The sequence below is a fragment of the Mucilaginibacter gossypii genome (assembly GCF_900100945.1).
Classification (GTDB): Bacteria; Bacteroidota; Bacteroidia; order Sphingobacteriales; family Sphingobacteriaceae; genus Mucilaginibacter; species Mucilaginibacter gossypii.
Genome location: NZ_FNCG01000009.1, coordinates 188,919 through 213,075, shown reverse-complemented (window position 1 = coordinate 213,075; position 24,157 = coordinate 188,919). Strand labels below are relative to the sequence as shown.

The 24,157-nt window shown below is 41.6% G+C and carries 25 protein-coding genes; 13 read left to right on the top strand and 12 right to left on the bottom strand.

The features are described from left to right. Positions 1 to 25 precede the first annotated feature (25 nt). Positions 26 to 769 carry a LytR/AlgR family response regulator transcription factor gene (locus tag BLS28_RS17560; protein WP_091170219.1) on the bottom strand — a complete coding sequence of 248 codons (744 nt, stop codon included), beginning with the start codon at positions 767 to 769 and terminating at the stop codon, positions 26 to 28. Continuing rightward, positions 766 to 1,836, bottom strand: a complete 1,071-nt coding sequence (locus tag BLS28_RS17555) for a sensor histidine kinase (protein WP_091170217.1) — start codon at positions 1,834 to 1,836, stop codon at positions 766 to 768. Before BLS28_RS17555 ends, BLS28_RS17560 begins: the two co-directional genes overlap by 4 nt. A 282-nt stretch (positions 1,837 to 2,118) precedes the next feature. Here BLS28_RS17555 and BLS28_RS17550 point away from each other — a divergent pair, with 282 nt between their 5' ends. From BLS28_RS17550 to BLS28_RS17530, 5 genes are all read left to right on the top strand, one after another. Further along, a complete protein-coding gene (locus BLS28_RS17550) occupies positions 2,119 to 4,968 on the top strand; it encodes a TonB-dependent receptor (protein ID WP_143020804.1) in 2,850 nt (949 codons plus the stop codon). Positions 4,969 to 5,410: 442 nt separating this feature from the next. Beyond that, on the top strand, positions 5,411 to 6,286 hold the full coding sequence (locus BLS28_RS17545) for an AraC family transcriptional regulator (RefSeq protein ID WP_091170212.1): 876 nt from the start codon (positions 5,411 to 5,413) through the stop codon (positions 6,284 to 6,286). Positions 6,287 to 6,501: 215 nt separating this feature from the next. Continuing rightward, positions 6,502 to 7,053, top strand: a complete 552-nt coding sequence (locus tag BLS28_RS17540) for an RNA polymerase sigma factor (protein WP_091170209.1) — start codon at positions 6,502 to 6,504, stop codon at positions 7,051 to 7,053. Further along, positions 7,034 to 7,306, top strand: coding sequence for a hypothetical protein (locus BLS28_RS17535; protein ID WP_143020803.1), 273 nt, complete (start codon positions 7,034 to 7,036; stop codon positions 7,304 to 7,306). The genes BLS28_RS17540 and BLS28_RS17535 overlap by 20 nt, the downstream gene beginning before the upstream one ends. Positions 7,307 to 7,318: 12 nt before the next feature. Then, positions 7,319 to 8,014: an ATP-dependent Clp protease proteolytic subunit gene (locus BLS28_RS17530; protein ID WP_091170202.1), complete on the top strand. Its 696-nt coding sequence runs from the start codon at positions 7,319 to 7,321 to the stop codon at positions 8,012 to 8,014. 55 nt (positions 8,015 to 8,069) lie between these two features. Here the strand turns inward: BLS28_RS17530 and BLS28_RS17525 are convergent, their stop codons facing one another. The 6 genes from BLS28_RS17525 to BLS28_RS17500 form a co-directional block, all read right to left on the bottom strand. Further along, complete coding sequence (locus tag BLS28_RS17525; protein WP_091170199.1) at positions 8,070 to 8,336, bottom strand: hypothetical protein; 267 nt, start codon at positions 8,334 to 8,336, stop codon at positions 8,070 to 8,072. After that, a complete protein-coding gene (locus tag BLS28_RS17520; protein WP_091170195.1) occupies positions 8,336 to 8,941 on the bottom strand; it encodes a creatininase family protein in 606 nt (201 codons plus the stop codon). Before BLS28_RS17520 ends, BLS28_RS17525 begins: the two co-directional genes overlap by 1 nt. A gap of 106 nt (positions 8,942 to 9,047) precedes the next feature. After that, a complete protein-coding gene (locus BLS28_RS17515) occupies positions 9,048 to 10,916 on the bottom strand; it encodes a tetratricopeptide repeat-containing sensor histidine kinase (protein ID WP_091170192.1) in 1,869 nt (622 codons plus the stop codon). 195 nt (positions 10,917 to 11,111) lie between these two features. Then, entirely contained in the window at positions 11,112 to 11,813 is a 702-nt protein-coding gene (locus BLS28_RS17510; RefSeq protein ID WP_090533328.1) for an NUDIX hydrolase, read from the bottom strand. A 168-nt stretch (positions 11,814 to 11,981) separates the two neighbouring features. Further along, positions 11,982 to 12,404, bottom strand: a complete 423-nt coding sequence (locus BLS28_RS17505) for a secondary thiamine-phosphate synthase enzyme YjbQ (RefSeq protein WP_091170188.1) — start codon at positions 12,402 to 12,404, stop codon at positions 11,982 to 11,984. 103 nt (positions 12,405 to 12,507) lie between these two features. Beyond that, a complete protein-coding gene (locus BLS28_RS17500) occupies positions 12,508 to 12,825 on the bottom strand; it encodes a hypothetical protein (protein ID WP_091170184.1) in 318 nt (105 codons plus the stop codon). A gap of 273 nt (positions 12,826 to 13,098) precedes the next feature. On the opposite strand from BLS28_RS17500, the gene BLS28_RS17495 reads away from it, so the two are divergent. Then, the gene (locus BLS28_RS17495; protein WP_143020801.1) at positions 13,099 to 13,533 is read left to right on the top strand and encodes a hypothetical protein; all 435 of its coding nucleotides are present in this window, start codon (positions 13,099 to 13,101) and stop codon (positions 13,531 to 13,533) included. Further along, positions 13,523 to 13,939 (top strand): VOC family protein, encoded by a 417-nt coding sequence (locus tag BLS28_RS17490; RefSeq protein ID WP_091170176.1) that lies wholly within the window; start codon positions 13,523 to 13,525, stop codon positions 13,937 to 13,939. Before BLS28_RS17495 ends, BLS28_RS17490 begins: the two co-directional genes overlap by 11 nt. Before the next feature lie 2 nt (positions 13,940 to 13,941). On the opposite strand, the gene BLS28_RS17485 is transcribed toward BLS28_RS17490, so the two are convergent. Further along, positions 13,942 to 14,337 carry a hypothetical protein gene (locus BLS28_RS17485; protein WP_143020800.1) on the bottom strand — a complete coding sequence of 132 codons (396 nt, stop codon included), beginning with the start codon at positions 14,335 to 14,337 and terminating at the stop codon, positions 13,942 to 13,944. Positions 14,338 to 14,479: 142 nt separating this feature from the next. On the opposite strand from BLS28_RS17485, the gene BLS28_RS17480 reads away from it, so the two are divergent. Then, a complete protein-coding gene (locus tag BLS28_RS17480) occupies positions 14,480 to 15,418 on the top strand; it encodes a sugar phosphate isomerase/epimerase family protein (protein WP_091170168.1) in 939 nt (312 codons plus the stop codon). 292 nt (positions 15,419 to 15,710) lie between these two features. Next, positions 15,711 to 15,962 carry a hypothetical protein gene (locus tag BLS28_RS17475; RefSeq protein ID WP_091170165.1) on the top strand — a complete coding sequence of 84 codons (252 nt, stop codon included), beginning with the start codon at positions 15,711 to 15,713 and terminating at the stop codon, positions 15,960 to 15,962. Positions 15,963 to 16,041: 79 nt separating this feature from the next. On the opposite strand, the gene BLS28_RS17470 is transcribed toward BLS28_RS17475, so the two are convergent. Both BLS28_RS17470 and BLS28_RS17465 read right to left on the bottom strand, forming a co-directional pair. Beyond that, positions 16,042 to 16,842: an SDR family NAD(P)-dependent oxidoreductase gene (locus BLS28_RS17470; RefSeq protein ID WP_091170340.1), complete on the bottom strand. Its 801-nt coding sequence runs from the start codon at positions 16,840 to 16,842 to the stop codon at positions 16,042 to 16,044. A gap of 335 nt (positions 16,843 to 17,177) precedes the next feature. Next, entirely contained in the window at positions 17,178 to 18,662 is a 1,485-nt protein-coding gene (locus tag BLS28_RS17465) for a ligand-binding sensor domain-containing protein (RefSeq protein WP_091170162.1), read from the bottom strand. A gap of 219 nt (positions 18,663 to 18,881) precedes the next feature. On the opposite strand from BLS28_RS17465, the gene BLS28_RS17460 reads away from it, so the two are divergent. From BLS28_RS17460 to BLS28_RS17445, 4 genes are all read left to right on the top strand, one after another. After that, on the top strand, positions 18,882 to 19,931 hold the full coding sequence (locus BLS28_RS17460) for a sensor histidine kinase (RefSeq protein WP_091170158.1): 1,050 nt from the start codon (positions 18,882 to 18,884) through the stop codon (positions 19,929 to 19,931). Then, on the top strand, positions 19,906 to 20,670 hold the full coding sequence (locus tag BLS28_RS17455; RefSeq protein WP_091170155.1) for a LytR/AlgR family response regulator transcription factor: 765 nt from the start codon (positions 19,906 to 19,908) through the stop codon (positions 20,668 to 20,670). Before BLS28_RS17460 ends, BLS28_RS17455 begins: the two co-directional genes overlap by 26 nt. A gap of 234 nt (positions 20,671 to 20,904) precedes the next feature. Beyond that, positions 20,905 to 21,486 carry a porin family protein gene (locus BLS28_RS17450; protein ID WP_091170337.1) on the top strand — a complete coding sequence of 194 codons (582 nt, stop codon included), beginning with the start codon at positions 20,905 to 20,907 and terminating at the stop codon, positions 21,484 to 21,486. Positions 21,487 to 21,592: 106 nt separating this feature from the next. Further along, entirely contained in the window at positions 21,593 to 21,814 is a 222-nt protein-coding gene (locus BLS28_RS17445; protein WP_129570495.1) for a DUF6965 family protein, read from the top strand. A 9-nt stretch (positions 21,815 to 21,823) separates the two neighbouring features. On the opposite strand, the gene BLS28_RS17440 is transcribed toward BLS28_RS17445, so the two are convergent. Beyond that, complete coding sequence (locus tag BLS28_RS17440) at positions 21,824 to 23,929, bottom strand: AAA family ATPase (RefSeq protein ID WP_091170148.1); 2,106 nt, start codon at positions 23,927 to 23,929, stop codon at positions 21,824 to 21,826. Between the last annotated feature and the right edge of the window lie 228 nt (positions 23,930 to 24,157).

Here is a 24,157-nt window from a genome sequence, read left to right as displayed (position 1 = left end):
TCCGGTAAATCAGCTTAATCCCGGTTCAATTCCACTTACTCAAAAACACCCCGAAAGCTTCTTTGTACTGATCGCCAACGGTGATATTTACTTTGCCTATCTGTAAAGCGTTGCGGGTAATGGAGTTAATTTTATTGAGCGAGACAATGAATGAGCGATGTACGCGCATAAACCGTTTGGACGGCAGTTTTTCTTCTAAAACCTTTAAACTGGTGAGGGACAGCAGCGGCTTTTCTTTATCCTGCAGATAGATTTTCACATAATCTTTTAAACCTTCAATATAAAGAATTTCGTTAAGTGCTATACGAACCAGTTGGTATTCGATCTTTAAAAACAGGTATTCCTCTTCTTCCGGCTTTGCGGCGACTACGGTTGCAGGGATGTTTGAGCGGTTCACCAATTCAAAATAAGTTAAGGCTTTATTTGAAGCATGCAGAAACTCTTCGTAGTTAAAAGGCTTGAGCAGGTAATCGAGAGCATCAACCCGGTAGCCTTCAATAGCAAACTGGTTGTAGGCGGTGGTAAAAATAATGCGGGGTTTAGCTGCTCCGCGACTGTCAAGCACCCGGGCCAGCTCCATGCCATTAAGGTTAGGCATTTGGATGTCCAAAAAAATAAGATCAACCTTTTGATCCTGCAAGCCGACAAGCGCCTCTACGGCACTGCTATAACGGCCGATCAGTTTCAGGAAGGGGGTTTGCTCGATAAAAGCACAAACCAGGCCCAGCGCAAGCGGCTCATCATCAATCGCTATGCAGTTAATTATCATGACAGGTTAAGGGTTAAGTGAACAGTATAGATATTGGCGGTTACATCTTCAGTAATATCCAGTTTATATTTTCCTGCATACAGCAAATCAAGCCGGCGAATGGTATTGGTTAAACCGATACCTTTATTTTCGCCAATGCTTGGGTTATGATCTTTATAGATACCATTTTCTACCTTTAACTCCAGCAGGTTATCATGTTGATCGATAATGATGTGGATAGCACTCGGCTCTGTAGCGCTGATGCCGTGTTTAAAGGCGTTTTCTACAAAAGGTAAAAAAATCATTGGGGCCACGGTTACATCATCAGTATGTGCAGGCGGTGTAAATGTAACGGTTACTTTTTGGGTAAGGCGCAGTTCCATAAGGCTGATATAGTCTTTAATGAAAGCTATCTCCTGGCTTAATAATGCGGTGCCATGCTGCGTATCATATAATACATACCGCATCATGCGCGAAAGCTGGTGCAATGCCTTGCGCGATGTTTCGGCATTAACATGCGTAAGCGCATAAATGTTATTAAGCGTATTGAAAAAGAAATGAGGGTTGATCTGGGCTTTCAGGAATGATAATTCTGAACTGATCTTATCCTGCTCCAATGCCTGGCGCAGGCGGATATCCATTTGCCATTTTTGGATTGCGGTAATGCTGGTGCTGATCCCTAAAACCAACGCTACGATAACGGTACCAAAAAAATCCCATCCTCCGCGGTCCCTTGGTTTTGGCGGGCGGTGCTGCCGGTGAAAAACAGCTTCCATATGCTCATGCATATGCAGCACCTTATCAGCCCAGCTATTGAGCATTAAAAAAACAATTACCACCCCCACAACAGCCATAAAGTACATCCCTATGCGATCATGTAATAAAAACCGTGGAACAAGTAATTTGCTGTTGAAGTAATAAGCAGCAACAAGTATAAAAAGAGTAACCGCCTGTTTGACCCAGAACTGGTACGGTATTTCAACATTCCAGCTAAGGGGCTGGTAGAAGAACAACAGCAATCCAAAAACTACCCATATTAAAACATGGATGAGTATTGTGATGGTGTTGCTTTTTGACTTAAGGCTCATTGAAAGAGTTTACTATAGTGCACGAAAAATAAATTTACATATATAATTCAGCAATATTACAAATCAATAAAGCTTTAGGACAATCATAATCGCCCGGGAGGCAAAAAACACCGATGAGCGCTTTGATCTGATCTTTAAAGGCTGCTAAAAGCTTTATACAGAGTAATTATCCGTTTTCATGGGCGAAAAGTGGTGCCCTGTCTATACATTAATAGTGCCTGTCCATTATGTTTTTTACACTACAAGCAATGCTATTGTTTTGTGGCTGTTAAACAGCACAAAATGAAAATCCTATACTCCTTTGCGGTAATAATTGCCTTAGCGCTTGTATTACCATTTAACGCAAATGCCGAAACCGGTCGTACGGTTAAAGGTGTCGTAAAAGACTCTACCGGTTACCTGGTTGCGGGTACGAGCGTAAAAATGCTTACCGGTACCGACAGCACTACCGTTATTACGGGTGCCGATGGTACCTTTACATTTAACAATGTGACAGTAAGCCAGTTTAGTTTAGTTTTTAGCTCGATAGGTTATGAACCACTCAGGCGCAGGTTTGTGTTGGCTAATGATAACAAGCCGGCTAATTTGCCGCCGGTTATCCTGAAAATAGGAACTACGATGTTAAAAACCGTAATTATCGCGGATGTGAACCCGGTAAAGCTTAAGGAAGATACCATTGAATTTAATGCCGATGCCTATAAGGTGCGCGATAATGCCCCTGTTGAAGATGTGATTAAAAAGCTGCCCGGCATGGATGTTGATAAAGATGGAAACATCACCGCCCAGGGCAAAAGCGTGACTAAAGTGCGTGTTAACGGCAAGGATTTTTTTGGAGGCGATGTTAAAACCGCCACTAAAAACCTACCTGCCGATATCGTACAAAATATCCAGATCATTGATGACTATGGCGATCAGGCAAATCTCACCGGTGTAAAAACCGGCGAACCGGATAAGGTACTGAACATTACCATTAAACAAAATAAAAACTATGGTTACTTTGGCCAGGCCAGCTTAGGAGGGGGCCGTGATGCCATTCCCGGTGTCTCAAGCGATAAGGAGAGCAACAGGTATGTGGCTTCGGCCAATGTGTTTAGCTTTAACGGCAACAGGCAGCTTGCCTTTTTAGGTAACCTTAACAATACCAATACCAATCTGTTTAGCTTTGGGGGTGGTGGTCCAAGAGGCGGCGGACCGGGTGGGCCTCCGGGAGGCAATAGCAGCTCATCGAACGGCATCACTACAGCACGTTCATTCGGGTTTAATTATCGCGATAGCTGGGGCAAGAAGATTACCGCTTATGGTAGTTACAGCTTTGCCGATAATTCGGTGAACACCATCAGCAGTACCATTCAAAATAATCTTTCATCAACCAACCCGAGCACCAATACGCAAACCAATAACCAGCAGGACGAAAAGCTGAACCACCGGGTTAACTTCAACATTGAGTATAAACCCGATACCGTAAACTATATAAAGATCACCCCAACATATGCCTACGCCAGCACCAACACCACATCTGATGCAACCAGCTTGCTGCTCCGGAATTCGGAAACGGTATCAAACTACAGCCTCGCCAACCTTAGTAAATCAACCGAGCCCAATTATGGTGTTAATGTATTGTTTAACCACAAGCTTAATAGTCATGGGCGCAACTTCAGTATAAATGTCGGCGCAGGGAGTTATACCATTAACAAATATCAAAATCCGGTTTATACCTATATTGATGGCGCCCGTAATGCCCCTCTTAACCAGTTCATCAATACCGATAGCCGTACGGATAGCCTTGGGACTACCGTATCGTACATGGAACCGATAAGTAAAAAGGGCTACATGGAATTGAACTATGCCTACCACTACGCCTATACCACTGCCGATAAAGCTACCGACACCCTGGCCGGTGATGGAAATATAAACAGGTATGATTTGTTGAGCAATAACTATAATTCAACCTTCGTTACCAACCGGTTCGGGCTTAACTATCGTTTTATCGATAAAAAATACAATTACACTTTAGGTATTGTGGCCCAGCCAACGCTGTTAAGAGGATCGTCGATAGTTGATGGTACACCGTTTACAACCAATAACAATACATTTAACTGGGCACCTACTGCAAGGTTCATTTATAACTTTTCGCGTAGCCAATCGCTTAGTTTAAATTATAACGGCAGCAGCAATCAGCCTACTTATACAGAATTGCAACCTGTTACAGATTTCAGCAATGCATCATACCCGGTACAGGGTAACCCCGATCTGAAACCGGAGTTTAATAATACACTTTCGTTAAAATACAATAAGTTCAATTTTGAAAGCGGCAACGTATTTTTTAGTAACCTGTCGTTCATTAAAACTGATAATAAAATAGTAGCCAATACCATTACCTATCCTAAAACCTATACGCCCAACAGCAAACTGGCCGGAAGTATTTTAACCCAGTATTTGAATGCCGATGGCTATTACTCGGCACAAGGATTTTATGTGTTTGCTAAGCCATGGCAAAAAAGAAAATATAATCTGTTCATGATAGGTAACATTTCATACAATAACAACGTCTCATATATAAGTAATGTGGATTCCGCTACCTATAACATGACAACCGAGAAAAATATCGCCAAAAACCTGGTGTTATCTCAAGGCGCACGCTTTAGGGTAAGCATTACCGATGTTATTGATGCCGAAGCAAGTACTACTTATAGCGTTAATACCTCAAGCAACTCCATCAAACAGGCAAACGTTAACAGCAATTTCCAAACCCTTAACCTGGGCGTTAATGGCAAAAGCTATTTTAAAGACTGGACATTGAGTTATGATTATTCAAAAATGATCTATTACGGCTATACCGGTGCTACTAATCCTAATATATTGAATACCTATGTAGAACGCCGGTTTTTGAAGGGCAATGCAGGCACCCTGCGCTTTTCGGTCATGGATGTGTTTAACGAAAACACCGGTTATACAACCACTCAGAACGGCAGCTATATCACTCAAACCAACAGTAACCGTTTGGGGCGTTACTATCTGCTAACTTTTACGCTTAAGCTGCAGAAATTTGCCGGCAAAAGGCCAACTATGGAACGTGGCGGACCAGGTGGTCCACCTCAGGGCGGCGGTCCCGGCGGACCGCCACCGTTTTAATGAACGGCAAGGTTCATAAAATATTAAAAACCTTCCCATCCCTGAGAAAGATGGAGAGTTCAGATCAAAACATGATGATCTGAGATTTAGTTGATGTTATCATAAGATAACTGCAGGGCGTTCCGAGGTGAGATACGGGACGCCCCTTTTTTTATTAATTATACGTTAATGAACTTATTAAGGTTTTGATTTTTCCGTTAAACTCACTTATTATTTAATCAATCTGTATATCAATCCAATAACCGTGAGGTATTATTCTCGTTTTTATTATTATTTAATTAAGCTACACAAACCAAGATTAAACTTTTATGTATTGATTTACCCGGGCCGTTTTTGCGGGGCTTCGCAGCTCGAATATTTTGTTAATTTAGCTCCTCATAAAAAATAAGCTTTTTTTACAGTTTTTATCTACATTTAGCCCGTTGTTTGTAAATAAAACTGAATGAAGCCGCTTTTACTTAAAGTTTCTGCCGATCCTGCGCATTCCTTTAGCGTAAGGCATGATGTATCACCGGATATCAATAACCGCTGGCATTGCCATCCAGAACTAGAACTGATTTATTTCGCAAGTGGCGGCGGAACGCAATTTATAGGCGATAGTATTAAACAGTTTGAAGCCGGCGATATGGTTCTGGTTGGCTCAAACCTGCCACATTACTGGCGCTTTGATGATGTACATTTTGGCAGCGGTGCAGAGCATATTCCGGTAGATACCGTTGTAGTACATTTTTGCGAAAACTTTTGGGGCGATCAGTTTCTTCAGCTCCCGGAAAATAAGCTGATCAAGGTATTGCTTGAACGCTCTAAACGTGGATTGCAGATAACAGGCGAAACAAAAAAGCAGGTTGCCAACACTTTAGCCACTATGCTCAACACAGATGGGGCAGAAAGGATCATTATGCTACTCAAAGCATTGAATACGATAGCAGGCAGTTCGCCGCTTAATTATTTAACTTCTATAGGTTTTAAGTACGATCATAATGAATCGGAAAGCGATAGGCTCAATAACATTTATGAGTACTCGGTACGTAATTTCCGTAAAAAGATCTACCTGGAAGAAATAGCAGATATAGCTGGCGTAAGCGCTAACTCTTTTTGCCGATACTTTAAATCAAAAACCCGTAAAACCTACTCGCAGTTTGTAATCGAGATAAAAGTAGGTTACGCTTGCAAGCTCCTGATTGAAAACAAGCTCAACATTAAACAGCTTTGTTACGATAGTGGGTTCAATAATTTCTCCACTTTTCACAAGCATTTTAAACAGGTAACAGGTAAAAGCCCACTCATGTACCAAAAGGAGTTTACGAAGAAAACATAATTTTTTGCTATCCCCGAGTGGTTTTAATTGTATTGAAAATAACTCGGGATGGGCTGACCTTTAGAAAAAAGGCAGTTCATGACAGGGCAGCAGTCCCTTCAATATCCTTTTCCATAAGGATGAAAATAATTCTATTATCCTATCCTGGGAATAATTTTTTAAATTCACGGTGATATATCTCTCGTTTTGCGCACTTATTATTAAACGCATTGATCATGGCACATGAGATAGTTTTTGATAAACCGGCCGCCCAAAGGGAACAACTCATTACGGAGCTTTACCAAAGCGCTTTCCCAACAGTGGCTAAATATATAAGCAAGATGGGTGGTTCCTTTGACGACGCAAAAGATATTTTTCAGGATGCCCTTGTTATTTATTATGAAAAGGCGGTGAACAGTGATCTGTCCCTGCATAACGGTGAAAAGGCTTATCTGCTGGGTATTGCCAAACATCTTTGGTTCAAAAAGTTTAAGGGTGACCGCAATAACCTGCCGCTCGATAATTGCACCGAAGATTTTGATGTTACAGATGAAACTGAAGATCAGCCATCGTCAGTTAAACTAATGAGATACCTGGAAACGGCCGGTAAAAAATGCATGGAGTTGCTAAGCGCTTTTTATTATCATAAACTACCCATGAAGGAGCTTGCGGATTTGTTTGGTTACGCGGGCGAGCGGTCTGCTACTGCGCAGAAGTATAAATGCATTGAAAAGGTAAGGGAAACAGTTAAAGAACAATCACTGGCTTATGAGGACTTCATTGAATGAGATCAAAGAAATTGACGATCATGTGCTTGGGCAAACCGCGCCTGATGATGCACTGTTGTTCGAGGCCAAACGGATCATCAATCCAAGCCTTAAGTATAAGGTGATGTGGCATAAACAAACTCTGACCCTGGTGCAGCAATATGGCCGTAACAGCCTTAAGGCCGAAATTGAAACCGTACATCAAAAGCTATTCAGCTTGCCTGAGCATGCGGGTTTCAGGCAAAAGGTCATGCGTTTGTTCGGTAAACGCTAAACATCAAATTTTATGAATATCAATCAAAACGAGTTCCGCAAATATGCGGTGGGGCATCGCCGTGTCCGAAGTTTACATGTCGACAGGTTTATTGCGCAGGTGAATAACAGCCAATTAAGGATGGGTATGACGCCCTATATTATGGAAGAACGACAGCTCAATATCTCGCAAATGGATGTTTTTTCGAGGCTGATGATGGATAGGATTATTTTCCTGGGCACTGCGATAGATGAGCAGGTGGCTAATATCATCCAGGCGCAATTGCTGTTCCTGCAATCGGCCGATGCTAAAAAGGATATCCAGATCTATATCAATTCACCGGGCGGTTCAGTATATGCCGGACTGGGAATTTATGACACCATGCAGTTTATATCGCCTGATGTAGCTACCATCTGTACTGGTATGGCTGCCTCAATGGCTTCGACATTACTTTGCGCCGGTGCCAACGGCAAACGGGCTGCGTTGCCGCATTCACGCGTTATGCTGCACCAGCCATCAGGTGGAGCGCAGGGGCAGGAATCGGACATTGAAATTGCTGCCAGACAGATCTCTAAAATGAAGAGAGAGCTGTACGAGATCACAGCCAAACACAGCGGGCAAAGCTACGACAGGGTTTATGAAGTATCCGACAGGGATTACTGGATGATAGCTAAAGAAGCGAAAGCTTTTGGGATGATAGACGAGGTTTTGGGAGCTAAGGAGGACTGATTAGCATATTGAAGACTTACGAAGTAATTAAACTTCGTAAGTCTGGTTATTTAGATCACTTATTCAACGCATCTACCTTATCAAAAAACTCATTTTGCAATTTGATGGTACTGGTATCGGCCTTAATTGCTTTGAGCGCTTGTACAAAGCTGGCTATTTCATGCTCTGCTATAAATTTGCCAAATTCGGGTGTAGCTTTAGCACCTTCACCGGCATAGTGGTTAGGGTAAGCGGCATACCACCATATAGGTGTATAAATATTAGCCAGGTTTAAACGGTGCTGATTATCGCCCGATTGTGATGCCGCCCTGTCCATCTTCATCAGATCTGGGCGATAGTAAAGCATCGACGCGGTTTCACTTTCGCCGGCATCTGATCACCTTCAATAGCTGATTTATGCATTTTGCGGTATTGATCTGTGTATTCCTTATCTGCACCATGCGGGTTATAAAAATATACTGCATAGCTGTGACGTTTGTTGAGCAGAGATTGCATAAAGAACTGGATAAACTCGGGATTGCCGCCATGGCCGTTCAGTATTACTATTTTATCAAACCCGTTTCGCGCAATTTCATCACAGGTAGCTTCCAGTAAATCCCAGATCACTTTGCTTGGCAGGGCAAATGTTCCGGGCTGATGGCGGGCCTCATTGATCTGTCCATAAAAATAATCGGGAAATACAACAGCATATTCCGACTTAACAGCATGGGCAGCCCACTCACGTACGTGGATCAGGTCGGTTCCCAAAGGGGAATGGGGGCCGTGTTTTTCCAGGATCCCAATGGGCAGGATACAAGTTTTCGACGATTTTGCGAGCGCAGCAGGAAAATCTGAGGCAACAAGCTCGTCCCAGCGGGCAGGTATTTGCTGGGCAAAGGAATATGCAGAAAGCAGTAGCGCTGCAAACAGTAATAAATAAGTTTTCATAAATTATAGGTTTAATAACAGGGTATAGCAAACTGTATTTGAACTGAAATTTACGAACTTAAAATATTGTTTTTCAACAGGTAATTTAAAAATTACAATGAAGAGGTTAATGGATATTGGGCAATGAGTAGCAGAAAATAGCCCCTTTTTCCTTGTTGTTTTCAACCCAGATCCGGCCATTCATTTTTTCGGTAAAATCTTTACAGATCATGAGCGCTACGCCCGCGCCTTTTTCCTTTTCGTTACTGTACTGCATGTTGGCTTTAAAATTAAAGAGCAACTTCAGCTTATCGGGCGAAATACCTTTTCCCTCGTCCTGTACACAAACAGTTACATCGTTGTTATCGCTTGATGCACCTATAGTAATGGTTGAATTATCTGGCGAAAACTTAATGGCGTTATGTATAAAATTGCGGTGGATAAACTGTACCAACTCTTTGTCGGCGTGAATAACAATGGCCGGATCCACTTTGATTACGAACCTAAGCCCGCGGTCTTTACCCATTAAATAAAATGGTTGTATTGCCTCATCTATCAGGTCCTTTAAAGGCAGTGGAACAGCTTTGTAATTAAAGCCCGACAATTGCTGTTTGATCCATTGCAATATGTTTTCAAAAATCTCCAGCGAAATATTTGAAGAATGCTCCATGGTATCTACCAATTCCATCAATTCTTCCCGTGTAAAAGTATCGGCGTCTTTAAGTACTGTTGCCAGTGTTTTGAGTGCGCCTATTGGCTGCCTGAAATCATGCGCAAGAATAGATACCAGCCGGTTGTTGAATTCATGATCTATTTGCAGTTTTTCGTTTCGTAGCTGTACGGTGTGATTAAGCTCTTCCAATGTTTGGCCATGCTTTTTCTTCAGGTTGTAAAGGCGGTAAGTAAATATTACGGTAATGGCGGTTATCACAAATAAAACACCAAGTACAATCGCAAGCACCTGCCTGTTTTGGCTCCGGATGGTTATAGCTTCCAGTTCCTGGTCTTTCAGGGCATAATCAATATAATCAAAGCCTGTTGTATTAGTGTACTTCTCCTCGTCGTCATATAGTTTCAGCAATTTTGAACTGTAGCGCTGTACTTCGGGCAGATTATTTTGAGCAATATAAATATCATATAATTTTTTCCCGAAGATTTTTTCATAATAGTGATAGCCGCTTTTTTCGGCAATAGAAAGTCCCTGTTTGTAGTAATCAATAGCTTGGGGAACATTATTTTCGAGGTACAAATCGCCAAGGTTCATGACTATATCAAGGCTCAGGTAATAAAGCTCCATGGCTAAACCATTATCTACTGCTTTTTGTAAAACCGCCACACCTTGTTCACGGTTATTGCTTTGAAGGTATAGCAATCCCTGTACCTGGTCTGCTTCAACGAGCATACGTTTATCTTTATACCTTGTGCCAATTTCGCGTGCTTTATCAAGGTAGATTTCAACCGAATCTTTGGGGATTTGCCCGGGGTATAAGAGGAGGTAATTGCACAGCACCAACGCCACGATAGAGTCGCGCTGCAGGGTTTTACCAATGTTTAATGCCCGCTTAAAAAAGTTTATCGCTTTTTTATCTTCCTTGTTCTCGTTAAACACAAGGCCAATATTCATTAACCCCTGTACAACGTTTGAGGTATCATTTAATTCTTTGTACAGGTTATAAGCCTCGTTATAATAGCGTAGTGAAAGCTGCAGATTTCCTTTAAGATCATAAACAATGCCTATAACATTTAGTGCATCGGCCTTTCCGGCCTTATAGCCAAGCCGCTCAGCTATAGTTCTGGCCTTTTTAGCATAATTGAAAGCACTGTCGATATTTTGCTCATACATAAGCATCCCCAGCCTGTTAAGCGTATTTACATACTGTATGCTATCATGAGTTAAGGGCAAGTCTTTTTTTAGTTTATTAACCTCCCTGAATTGGCCGAAACATTCAGATACAGCAAGCAACAGTAATACTAAAAGGCTTACGTTTTTTTTCATTAATTAATATTTGCAAAACGGGCTAACGGTTCATGATATAGCCTAAAGCTATTATACGGATAAAAAGCTGTATGGTTGAAGAATGTTAAATAAAAAAGGCTCAGGTACAGTTAGTTTTACTGTTATTCAAAAATATTAAACCTTCTGCAGGTAATACCGGATAATGGCTCAAATAAAAAATGATTCAAAGAACTGTTATAGCGAATCGGGATTAGGAATAAAGTTCATAAATGCCTGAAACTTGGCATAATAGTTTTGCATGTTTAACTGGTAATAATAAGCACCGCGTTTTGAGCCTGCTTTATCCTTATCGGCCAGTTTAATGAGTAAACCGGTTGCCAGCACCCTTTTACTGAAATTGCGTTTATCAATAGTGGTATTAAACACGCTTTCGTAAAGAGTTTGCAATTGCGGGATGGTAAACTTAGTGGGCAAAAGCTCAAACAGGATAGGGTGCATAGCTGCTTTGTAGCGGATGCGTTTGCGGGCCTGCTCAACCATTTCCTGTTGGTCAAATATCAATTTAGGGGCACGTTTAAGCTGAAACCACTCGGCATGGTAATCATCACTGATCTGGGCTTCATATTTATGGATATCAACCAGTGCAAAGTATGCTACAGATACTGTACGCTCAATAGGGTCGCGCTGGGGTTGCCCAAAAGTATATAATTGTTCAAGGTACACGCCCTCCAAGCCGGTTAATTGCTTTAAAATGCGGTTGGCACTTTGATCAAGACTTTCATCTGGCTGAACAAAGCCACCCATCAGGCTCCAGTTTCCCTTTTCGGGTTGAAAGCCTCTTTTTATCAGTAGGATCTTTAAAACTTCGCCATCAAAGCCAAAAATGATACAATCAACAGCTAATAATAACCTTGTTTGCTTGGAGTACTTGAGCATTTATAAACAGTAATAATTTTATGGTAAAAACAAATATAGAATAACATTCGATATAAGCTTGCAAATTTGCTGTGTTACACCCGTTAAAAAAGCATTAATTTACAATTGTTAATCAAATGTGTAAATTAATTGTGCTTTTTACAATAATAATTAACACTTATTCATTATTTATTCGCCCCATGCCGATATTACCAGCATGCGGTTGCCGCCGTGGTTACGATGCTCGCACAAATAAATTCCCTGCCACATTCCTAAAGCCAGTCTTCCATTGCGGATAGGAATAGTTACTGAACTGCCCAGCATCGCAGCTTTCAGGTGGGCAGGCATATCATCAGGACCTTCATCATCGTGTAAATAATCCGGGTCGTTTTCGGGTACGGTTTTACTGAAATACATTTCAAAATCCTGCCTTACGGTTGGGTCGGCATTTTCATTAATGGTTAATGATGCCGAAGTATGTTGGATAAATACCTGGCAAATACCGGTTTTTAACTCGTGTATTTGAGGTAGGGCATTAATTACTTCGGCCGTGATGAGATGAAAACCTCTTTTGCGCTCCCTAAGCTGAAGGATTTGCTGAAATATTTTCATAAACAGTTTGCTTTATAACAGTGTTGCAAACATATCTATAAAGATTGTTCCGTTTTGTTTTGAATGGCGTGCCAATTAAAAATTGTTTGCAGGTTTACATTACTTATGCAGCAATGGCCGGATTAAGATCATCGCTTTGAACTGCGAACAAGCGATCAATGAAAGCTTTTATCTTTTCGATGAAACTTTTCCTGACCGGTTTTTCAACCATTTGAATTTGATTATCGTCCGGAAGCTTTGGAGTATCGGCGTCCTGCATTTCCTCCAAAACAATTTCACGGATCTCAGGGTCACGGTTTACGATCTCATCCAATTCGGTGAGCTCGTTAAAGGTGGCTGTACCGTTTTTTTGCCGCTTAATAAGTATTTCAAAACGGTCCTGGTTGAAAGTACGCCTTTCCAGTTGCTTGCCGTGTCTCATGATATATACAGTAATCTTTATTAAGAACTCAAATTAAGTGCCATGTATTTATAGTATTGTTAGTCAATTAATTACATTTGTTTTCAATCCAGTAATGTGCATCGTTATAATACATTTATTGTTCGTTTTCGCGCAGGGGTATCTATTATTTAGATAGGTTTTGATGAACAGTATTGGTACTTTTAATGTAACTATCTATTAGTTATGAATTGGTGGCCATATGAAAAATTTTCCATTATAAGTCCGCTCAACCCCGAAGAGGTAAGATTAAGATTGACAGAACAAGTAAGCCCTGCTTTCACAGGAAGTTTCTTTGAACAATTAACCAACAGGTATCCCACTCCTTTTAAAGGGTATGTAAATATTAGTGAGTTTAAAATTGAACCCGTAGTTGTTGGTAGGAATTCGTTTATACCTTTTATAAAGGGGCGCGTGGAGTTTGCGGAAACGGGAAGTTGTCTTTATATAACCATGGCTATGCACCAGGAAATAGAATATATTATCATTGGAATGGCTGCTTTTTTAATGGTCGCGGGTTTTGGCGGTTGGATACATTCTTCAATGTCTGATAGGTTTGATCCCTTATCAATAACTCCATTTGGTATGTTGGTATTCATTTATCTTATTATGATATATGGCTTCAACTCGGAAAGTAATAGCTGTAAATCTTTTTTATTAGAATTATTAGAAGGAGATTATGAGCGATAGCACTACCACAAAACAAATACAGGGCATAGCCCCCTTGCTTCAGGTTTTTGATATGCCCGTGGCCTTAGGATTTTACCGCGATGTGCTGGGTTTTGAAATAGTGCAGGCATCTGGCGAAGGAGATGATGTTGATTGGGTTTTATTGAAACTTAATGGTATAGAACTAATGCTCAACACCGCGTACGAAAAGCCCAACCGCCCTGCCGAACCCGATGAGCAACGCACAGCAGCGCATACTGATACCTCACTTTATTTCGGTCACCCGGATATTGATATGCTATATAGCTATTTATTAAGTAAGGGCATGCACCTTAAACAACCTCAAATTACAGGTTATGGCTGGAAAGCCATTTATCTGCTTGATCCGGATGGATATCAGTTGTGCTTCCACTGGTCTGTACCATAATATTATAACCGCTCATAGTGAGATTCCGGCCCGTCTGCTGCAAGGGGAACTGTTCCGTAGAAAGTGAGTATTTTACCTTCTATCCTGAAAAATGTGATGCTTTTGCTGGAGGTATCTTTGTCATACATGATCTGCTCATGTGCATTGTCATATTTACGGGTACGGTAAGTGCCGCTGTTTATCAGGGTGTCTTTTTTAAATCGTTTGTAGGTACTGGCGGTAAAAACAATAATGTTGCCGTTGCCTGCCTTTATCGAATTAAGATCTTTGGGAGGCTCGCAGTAACAACTGGTGCCGCGGTACTCCCACCTGCCAATCAACTGATCATTATTAGGGGTATTGTCTTTTTTACAGCCTGATAAAACGGCGAGTATGCCAAATAAAAACAGCTTTTTCATAGCATAAGGTTTATAATACTTTACGTTAATACCAGGCAAAACGCTACAAGTTAACTTTGTTAGTAACACTTTCAATACACAATTTGCAGGCATCAATTAATTGATAACTTTGGTGTAAACCAATGTATTTCCTATAAAATTTATGAAGCAGCATAACTTATCAAGGCGCAGGTTTATTGGCAGCAGCGCACTTGCCGCAGCGGGGCTTTTAGCATTTTCAAAATCATCATTTGCGGGCGTGATTTCAGGTAGGGTTGATAAACCCAACTCGCTTATCAATGGCGTACAAATAGGCGTGATCACCTACTCATTCAGGAGCATGCCTAGCACAATTGAAGATTTACTGAGGTACTGTATCGACTGTAATATTAACGCCATTGAACTGATGGGCGATGCCGCCGAAATGTACGCCGGTGCCCCTAAACATGAAGCTGGCGAAGACTGGGCTGCATTTGGGAAAAAGATGGCCGAATGGCGCGTCTCCGCGCCAATGGATAAATTTAAGGAGATCAGGAAGATGTACCATGATGCCGGTGTCAATATTTATGCCTGGAAACCCAATGCCCTCGGTACTAAAAACAGCGATGCCGAAATTGATTATGCCTTTAATGCAGGGAAAGCTTTGGGTGTAAATCATGTAACTGTTGAGTTGCCTGATGAGGTTCAAACCAAACGCCTTGGTGATATAGCCGCCAAACATAAAATGATGGTTGGCTACCATGCCCACACCCAGGCCACGCCAACCCTTTGGGACGCGGCCCTGGCCCAGTCAAAGCATAACGGAATTAATTTGGATATCGGCCATTATGTGGCAGGTACCAGCAGCAGCCCCGTTCCCTTTATTGAAAAATATCATGACCGTATAACCAGTATGCACATCAAAGACCGTAAGTTTCATGACGGTCCCAATCAGCCCTGGGGGCAGGGCGATACCCCGATAAAAGAGGTGCTGCAACTCCTTAAAAATAACCATTATAAATTCCCGGCCACTATTGAGCTGGAGTACAAGATACCTGAAGGATCAGATGCGGTAAAGGAGGTGAAAATTTGCCGGCAGTTTGCTGCTGATGCACTGGCATAAAGTATTGTATTAGTTTATTCGTGATACGAATGCCTCTTATTTGTAAATTTATATTTATTTGAATATAGATATGGATAACTCATGTAAACTAAAGTTGGAATGGATTCCTGCCGCCTATAGCAGAGTAACAGACCATAGTTTTAACGATACATCGGCTGATAAGCTTAAACAAAAGCAACCTGCAAACGGGATTTATGAAAGCGGCAGAGGGTTTACAAAGCACAAGGTTTACCGGCGGAAACCATAAGAAGTTGCTTTGCTGATGTTCGGCATATAAGCCTATCTTTATCAAATGGAATCTAAAATATTTTCATACAAGGCAGATGGTATTATACTTACCCCGGTTGACGATCAGTTAAGTATCAGCCCCGTATTTGATCGCAAAGAATTGCTGAGCAAACTGAAGGACCTTTTTCACGATGATGACTATAAAGTTGATGACCGTACCCTCGATTATAAAATTAAGGATGGTCAGCTTTACATTGAAGGCGTAGTAACGAAACAGGTTCCGGCAAAATCGATAGGATTTATGGGCGGAAAGTAATTAACTGCAATACCCCGGCCTTATTTTTTTGCTTGTCTTTTTTGGGGATCAATTAATGGCGTTTCTTTCCTAAACCCGTTTAATCAAGCCTGTTTACTCTGTAATTTAATGCTGCAGTTGTACCTCCGGTTACATCAATGGTAACGCCTGTAATCTGGCCAGCCAGATCCGATGCCAGAAAAACCGCTGTATTGGCAATATCGGCCATTAAGGGTAGTTTTTTGAGCATGGTATCAGCTTCCATTTTTTTAAGGATAGGGTCCATAACATCGGGCATGGTGTCAATTGCGGTTTTAAACACGCGCGAATCGGGCGAGCCTCCCGATCGGATATTAACCACCCGGATGCCGTAAGCACCCAATTCGGATGCCAGTGTGCGCGAAAAACTTTCAACACCGCTGCAAGCAGGGCCAAAGCCACCTGTGTGAGGATAGCCTATACCTCCTGGCGTAGCTGTAAGCGATAAAATTACCCCCGATTTTTGTTTCATCATCATCTTGCCAGCTGCAATGGCCGTCATGAAACGGGTTTGCATCGTAAGCGTAATCGGCTTTACAAAATCTTCGGCCGATATTTCGATAAGCGGTACGTTCTGCACCACATCAACTCCAACGGCGTTAAATGAGATATCAATCGTCCCTGCGCTGCTTACCACTTGCTGTAAATGCCGATCAATTGCTTTTTCGTCAAATGCATCTACAATTGCTATTTCAGCCAATCCCCCTGAAGAAATAATTTCATCGGATATCTTTTTAATTGACCTGGGGTTAGGCCCGGTTAAAAATACGCGCGCGCCGGCGCCGGCCAGTGCCTTTGCAACTGCACCGCCTAATGAACCGCCTGCACCGTAAATTACCGCGTTTCTATTTTGAAGCATCATGATGGTAGTTTTATTTAAAGTTAGTTTTAAAAACACCGGCTACATAACAAAACTAATTGTAAATGATGTTTGAGGGAAGGGGAAAAGATGACAATTACGGAGGGAGCGGGACAAGAAAAGGAATATGCCAAATTAAATACGAATGAACTTACCAGGTAAATTTAAGACCCAATAGAGGCTATTGAGCTATATTCTTTACTTGATAAGGTTAAATTGTGTTTGATTGCCTGCCACATTAACATTCGCTAAAGGGAATCTGATGGCAATTAGCAAACAAACGTAAACGGCTTATTTATAAGCCTCAGACCATTTTGATAATATACAGTTGCTTAATCTTAAGCTCCCGCCTTTTTTCTGATCCTTAACAAGCCATTGGCAGTAGTGGCGTAAATAACGCCTTTTGAATCCTGAACTATCTGGTAAATAGTAAAACCAGGGAGCGGCGAATTGTTGTTGTGGTAATTTTCCCACCCATTATTCAGGTCAAACCTGGCAATGCCCGATTCGTCTGTACCCAGCCACAAAACATGCTCAAACTTATCATACAACATGGTATTAACATGGTTAGCAGGCATGCCCGAGTTTTTATCATTATAATGCAGCCAGTTACCATTAAACTTTAGTACGGCTATACCTTCTTTATCACTATCATTTTCACCAGTTTGTTTATTACAATCAACCAGTGAGAAGTAAACATTTCCTTTTTCATCCTCCACCGCGCCCGAAATACTGGCATTTTTCAGCGGAGTGTTGTTAAGGCTGTTAAATGAGGTGATAACGCTTTTATCAATCATGATGGTTCCTTTTGACGTACCAATCCAAAGCCGTTTCTGACTATCTACATAAGCAAAAAGTACATTGCTTGAGGGCATTTCAGGCATCGATTTTTTGTTTATCACTACCACTTTATCTTTCCTTTTTACAACAAGACCGTTTTGAGTGGTGAAAAGTAATTCGCCATTGCGGCTGTTCAGCACCTGGTTAACCCCACCTGCCAAAAACTGCTTAAAATCAAATAACTGCCAGCCACCGCTGCCGTACATAAATATTTTATTATCGTAATAAACCCATTTATTATTATCTCGGTCGATGGTTACTTCCTTTATGTTAGCATCTGACGGGAATGGCGAATTATATTCATTAACCGGGATAAATGTTGTTCCCTCAAAGCGGGTCATCCCTTTTTCCGTAGCATACCATAACAGATCTGATTGATCCATAGCGGCTGATTTGCCGATGTTATCAACCAGGGGCGAGTTATATTTTGTCCATACCGTAAAGTCGTAGTTTTTTAATGATGGATTGGCGTAGGTGAAAGTTTTATTGTAGATGGTTGGATCGCCGGGTGGTTTCATTTCGGCAAGATCCAGCCTTTGTACCTGGCCGTAAACGCCGCCACTTATAAAGCGAAAGATCACATTTACAGATGAGGCTACCGGTTTGCCATCTACCTTGGCCGGCTTCCAGATGCAACCGTTCAGATAGGTAATCAACTCGTTGGTGAGCGCGCTTTTGCTCGCATCATTATGGCTAAGCACGCAGCTAAAACCCCGCTCATCCACCAAAACCTGGAACGTTATGGAACCGGTAGCTTCTTTTAGCAGGTAACGGTTATTGATCCTCGCAGAAACAAAATCAATGGCAAGCTGATCGCAGCTGGCCTTTGTATCGCCGCAATCCATGCAATAATTGGTGATATTACACATCTCTACCTTTTGCAAAAAAAGATTTTGTGCAAACAGGGCCGATGGTAAAATGAAGATAAACAGGCAGATAAATAAAACTCTGCGGATTTTAGTTGGGGATAACAATGCCAGCATTACGCTTATAAATAAAAGAAAGCAAACCCGAAACTCCAAGCGAATGATAGTTAAATAATGTTAAACAAAGATACAAATCCTAAATGAGGATAATATGAAGCCTTTTGCATTTGACTTATATTTCTGTTAAACCTATTTAAAGCTCCTTTAGGTTCCTTTTTGTCCGCTTCGGCAGCAAATTGATACGGCACTTATGCCTATTAATTATCTTTGAGTAATATGCCGTCTCCATTACCAATTAAAAGCCTTGTCCGGCTCAACTGGCTGCTTGTATTCACTTTTACCGCGATCATATCGCTGTACTTTATTTTTTTGCTGGACGAGAGATTCCTATATAAAGTGTTTTATATGGGTATGACTGCGTTAGGAATAGGTTTGGTAGCATTTGTAAATGTCAGGATCCTGATTTTATTGGCCCGGAAGCACGGCGTCAGGGGAAAAGCACTTAAGCGGTACCGTTATTTTTTTACATATGCTGCCAGCGCCACTATATACCTGATGCTGGCGCCTGCGTTTGATTATTTTGAACATAAAAGTAAATCATTCCCTTTTCCGTTTTTCCTGGTCATTTTCTTTATTTCCGGTATCCTTGTAAATACAATGATTATCCTGTTGCAGGACTTTGTGATCCTGCAGGCCGATAAATCCCATGCCGATCTTGAGCTTTCCCAGATAAAAGCCGCTCATGCCGAGGCTACAAACCTTCTTTTAAAACAACAGATCCACCCTCACTTCCTGTTTAACGCACTTAACACACTCAAAGCACTGTACCACAAAGATCCTGTTGCGGGCGATAATTATATTGTTCACCTGGCTAATTTTCTCCGGGCCTCGGTTTATAATCATGCCGCAAAAACTTCGAGCCTTGCGGATGAGCTGGCACTACTGCTCGACTATCTGGAGATGCAAAAGATCAGGTTTGGTTCGGCATTAAATTGCGTTATTGATTTGCCCATTGATATTTTAAACGACCGCTACCTGCCGTCTTTTTCATTACAACCGCTTCTTGAAAACGCGCTTAAACATAATGAGCTAACCCAACAGTCGCCGCTTGTGGTAAAAATCTTTTGTTCGGAAGACAGGATAGTGGTATCCAATACCCTTAAAAAGAAAAATCTTAATGTAACTTCAACTCATCATGGTCTGGCCAACCTTGCCGAGCGGTATAGCCTGTTATCAGGTGATGAAGTTATTATCAGCGAAAATAAAGACACATTTTCTGTAAGCATCAGATTATTGAATAATGAATATAGCGATCATAGAGGATGAGCCGTTAGTTGCCGATGACCTTGAACTAAGTATAAAACAACTGATTAGCGAGCCGGTAACCGTAGTACAGCTTCATTCTGTAAAGGAAGCCGTTACCTATTTTTCGGGAAGTAATAAAGCTGATCTCATATTCAGTGATATTCAACTGGGCGACGGGTTAAGTTTCGAAATCTTTGCCACGATATCGATTGACGTCCCTGTGGTTTTTTGTACCGCATACGATGAATATGCGCTGGATGCGTTTAAAGCAAACGGAATAGATTACATATTAAAACCCTTTACAACAAAAACGCTTCAACTGGCACTTGAACGCTATGGGCAGTTGAAAAAAGTATTTCAAACGCATCAGCCACCGCAATATGAGGCGCTTATGGAATTGCTGACTAAAAAAGAAACCACCAGACCTTCTTCTGTATTGGTTTATCACCAGGATAAGATCATCCCGATAAAATTAGATGATATAGCGTTGATCCATCTTTCAAATGAAGTTTCACATTTGGTAACTTTTTCAGGTAAGATATTTTACCCTAACAAAAATTTGGATGAGTTGGAAAAGACATGCGGAAGTTATTTTTTCAGAGCTAACCGCCAGTTTTTGGTGAGCAGGAAGGCTATTGCTGATGTTTCCAGCTTTTTCTCGCGTAAACTTTCTCTCAACCTCAATATCGCATTCAGCGAAAGAATTGTGGTAAGTAAAGGCAAGGCTTCCCAGTTTCTTGCATGGCTGGCAAAAGCCTGATAGATCTGTGTACATACATCCTGTTAAATGCTCTACTGGCTTTAAGCTTTGAGCCTTCCGCTTTAAGCTAAATAGCTGTAACGCATCTGCCCATTTTTTCCACTTCCGGTGCCACTTTGCCCGCTTCGGTTACCTTTTCCTTCTATAGGCCACAGCATAAGCTCACTTTTGCGCTATCAATAACAAATGCGCTTTCGGGCAGCAACATTATCTCAAAAATTGAAATTAAAATTTATGAAAAAGCTACTCTTCATTTTAACTTGTTTAATCCTGGTATCAACTAAAGGTTTCAGTCAGGGCATCCTTTCGCGCCTGGAATTTGGGCTTAAAGCAGGCGCCAACTATAGCAATTTTACCAATGCCAGTTTCCCTACCGATCCGTTGGTTGGCTTTCATGCGGGCGCTACTGTTGCATTTAAGTTCACTGATAATTTCCTGGTGCAGGAGGAATTTCTATTTTCATCGCAGGGTGCAAAAATTAAAGGCGGCTCCCTTGGCAATCAAAACCTCAAGCTTTCCTATATTTCGGTTCCCTTTTTATTGAAATACCGTGCTAACTCAGGCTTCTATATCGAGGCTGGTCCGCAGGTAGGTATGAAAGCCAAAGAAGATGTTTCGGGCTTAAGTGCCGGTGATTTTGCTAAAAAACTGGACCTGGCAGCGGCCGGAGGTATTGGATACCAGTCAAAACTGGGCCTTGGTATTGGTGTAAGATATGTTTACGGCCTTTCAAAGGTAGGCAACTTTAATATCTCCAATATCAACAACGATTTTAAAAATAATAACGTTCAGGCCAGTTTGTTCTATGTGTTTTAAACAGCTAAGAGATATTAGCATTGAGCTTTGTGCTTTGTGCTTTCAGCTTTTTATTTAAGCTTAAGAGCCTGGTATGAAAATGCCGGGCTTTTTTTACTTTTGCACCATGAGCTACGAAGAATTGAGTGAATACTTTACTAATGTTACATTACCCCAGGAATTAAGGTTAGATCGCGCTACAACTCAGCTCCATGTTGCCGATTTTGTTAAGCAATTATTGAAAAACATGAAAAACTATCCTGATAATTGGCGTCACCAATACCAGTTAATGAGGATCAAGAATGCCCTCGAAAATCCATATAACGGCCCGGAAATTCCGAGGTTTTAAATATCCGGCTTAAGAAAACAGGTCATTTTCGCCTAAATAACTCCTGATCATTTTTAAAATGGGTTCGCCTAAGTCTGTTGCTTTTGCATCACCGAAACTTTTTAACTGTGAAAGCTGGTTTAATGACCGTGGTAGCTTAGCAGTGATATCGCGCAGCATATTTTCAGACACCAGCGTATGTTCGGGGATTTTACGTTCGAGGCTGGTTTCTTTACGCCAGTTGAGTAATTGCTTGTATAGTTCGGGGTTAGCAATTTCTTTCTCTTTTGGCAGCGCTTTAGGGTTCCAGTTTTTGTATACAGGTTTGTAACTCATCCCGGCCTCCTGTACTGATGATAAAACATCCCTGCCCGATGTGGCAATGGGCAGGCGTACAAATGCCGCCGTTTTTGCTTTCAGATTAACTAATAAATGATTTAAACTGTCGTAAAACTCGGCAGGAGGGTTGGTGTTATTTACAGCGGTGTAAAAACTGTTAATAGCTTCTGAAAAAACATTCAATTTAGGCAGAAAATAGCTGGCAGCGTTTTTGAGTCTGCTTATAAACGGTGCATTGTTCCAGATAAGCTGATCATCAGGTAAAGCGCCCAGTTCCTTCCTGATAAAACGGTCGCCGATGGTTTTAATTTCAGTTTCCCAGTTATGGTCAGTTTTGTTGATGGTTTCGGATAAGGGGCTATTTTTAATCGCGCCGTTTAGCATGATGGCTTTAAGTTGCCTCCATGCACCTGTAAGCATCGAAAAATCAAAGATGTCCTTCATTTCTTCCAGGGCTATTTGCCGGATAGTACTTTCCAGCAGATTTTCATCGGGTATGGAGACAGCTGCATTTTGCATAAAGCTGATGATCTCCGGATCGGTGCGGATATTTTCGGGGCGTACCGGCGATTTCAGGATCATGCCCTCAAGCGAACGGCAACGGCTTAGCGCAACATAAGCTTGCCCGAAAGCAAAGGCGGCGTCGACATCAATAACCGCTTTTTCAAATGTAAGCCCCTGGCTTTTATGTATGGTGATGGCCCAGGCCAGCCTAAGCGGATATTGGCTAAACGAACCGTTATTTTGTTCATTTACTTTTTGCTCATTTTCGGCCAATGCATATTTTACGTTTTGCCAGGTTTCGGGGATCACTTCAAACTCAGAGTCGTCATCAAGAAAAGTTAAACGGATGTTGCCTGGCCCCATAGCAGCGATACGCCCTGTTCGGCCGTTATAATATTGCTTTTTGCCCGAGCTGTCATTTTTAATAAACATTACCTGCGCGCCAACTTTCAACACCAGTTCCTCTTCGGCAGGGTAGACCTCTTTCGGGAAATCGCCGGTTATGGTGGCTTTAAAAGTATGTGCTTCGCCGTCAAGTTCCGTTAAACGCTGCTGGTTAATTTCATTAACCAGTTGGTTATGGGTTGATAGGGTTACATAATCTTTAAGCCAGTTGGCATTCAGATTAGGGTTATAATGCGCATTCAGTTTGTCGAGCATTTCGCTGTCTGCATAGCCGTTCCTGATGCTATTCAATATCTCCACAAACACCGGGTCTTTTTGCCGGTAAACCTGTGTGAGCTCAAAAGTTAGCACCGGGAATTTTTGAAAAGCGAGGCTATCGAAAAAATAAGGGCCTTTATAAAAATTTCTGAGCACCGGCCAGTCCTTTTCATACACTGGGGGCAATTGAAATAGGTCGCCAATCATCAATAACTGAACACCGCCGAAGGGGCGTGTTGATCCTTTAACCTGGCGTAATACGGTATCAATGTAATCAAGGGTATCGGCCCGCACCATACTGATCTCATCAATAATAAGTAGGTCGAGACACTTTAATATGTTTGATTTTTCGAGACTTACCTGCCTGAGCAGGGTGCTGTGATTGTTATGATCGGTTACAGGCACTTGCGGCCCGAAAGGCACCTGGAAAAAGGAATGAATGGTTACGCCACCGGCGTTAATAGCTGCCACTGCGGTAGGAGCTACAACCGCCAGGTTTTTGGTAACGTTTGCCCTGATCCAGCGGAGAAAAGTGGTTTTACCGGTACCTGCCTTACCTGTTAAAAATATCGGCCGGTTAGTATTTTCAATAAATTTAAGGACGAGTTCATGAAAAGGCTCCAACACCATACACTTGCTATATTATCGATTCCCGGATCAGGAAATTATCTTCAAATTTAATAATTAGGTGCGATAGTGCTGAAAACTGTTTGTCAACATATTAGAAAACGACTTTAAATAAAACACACCCAAACGGATAAATTAAGTACTTTCTTTGCCCTTTTCTAAGTGCCTGTTTCTTACACGGACATCAATTACAAACCATAACAGGTGTGGCGATAGGTGTAAATATTTGAT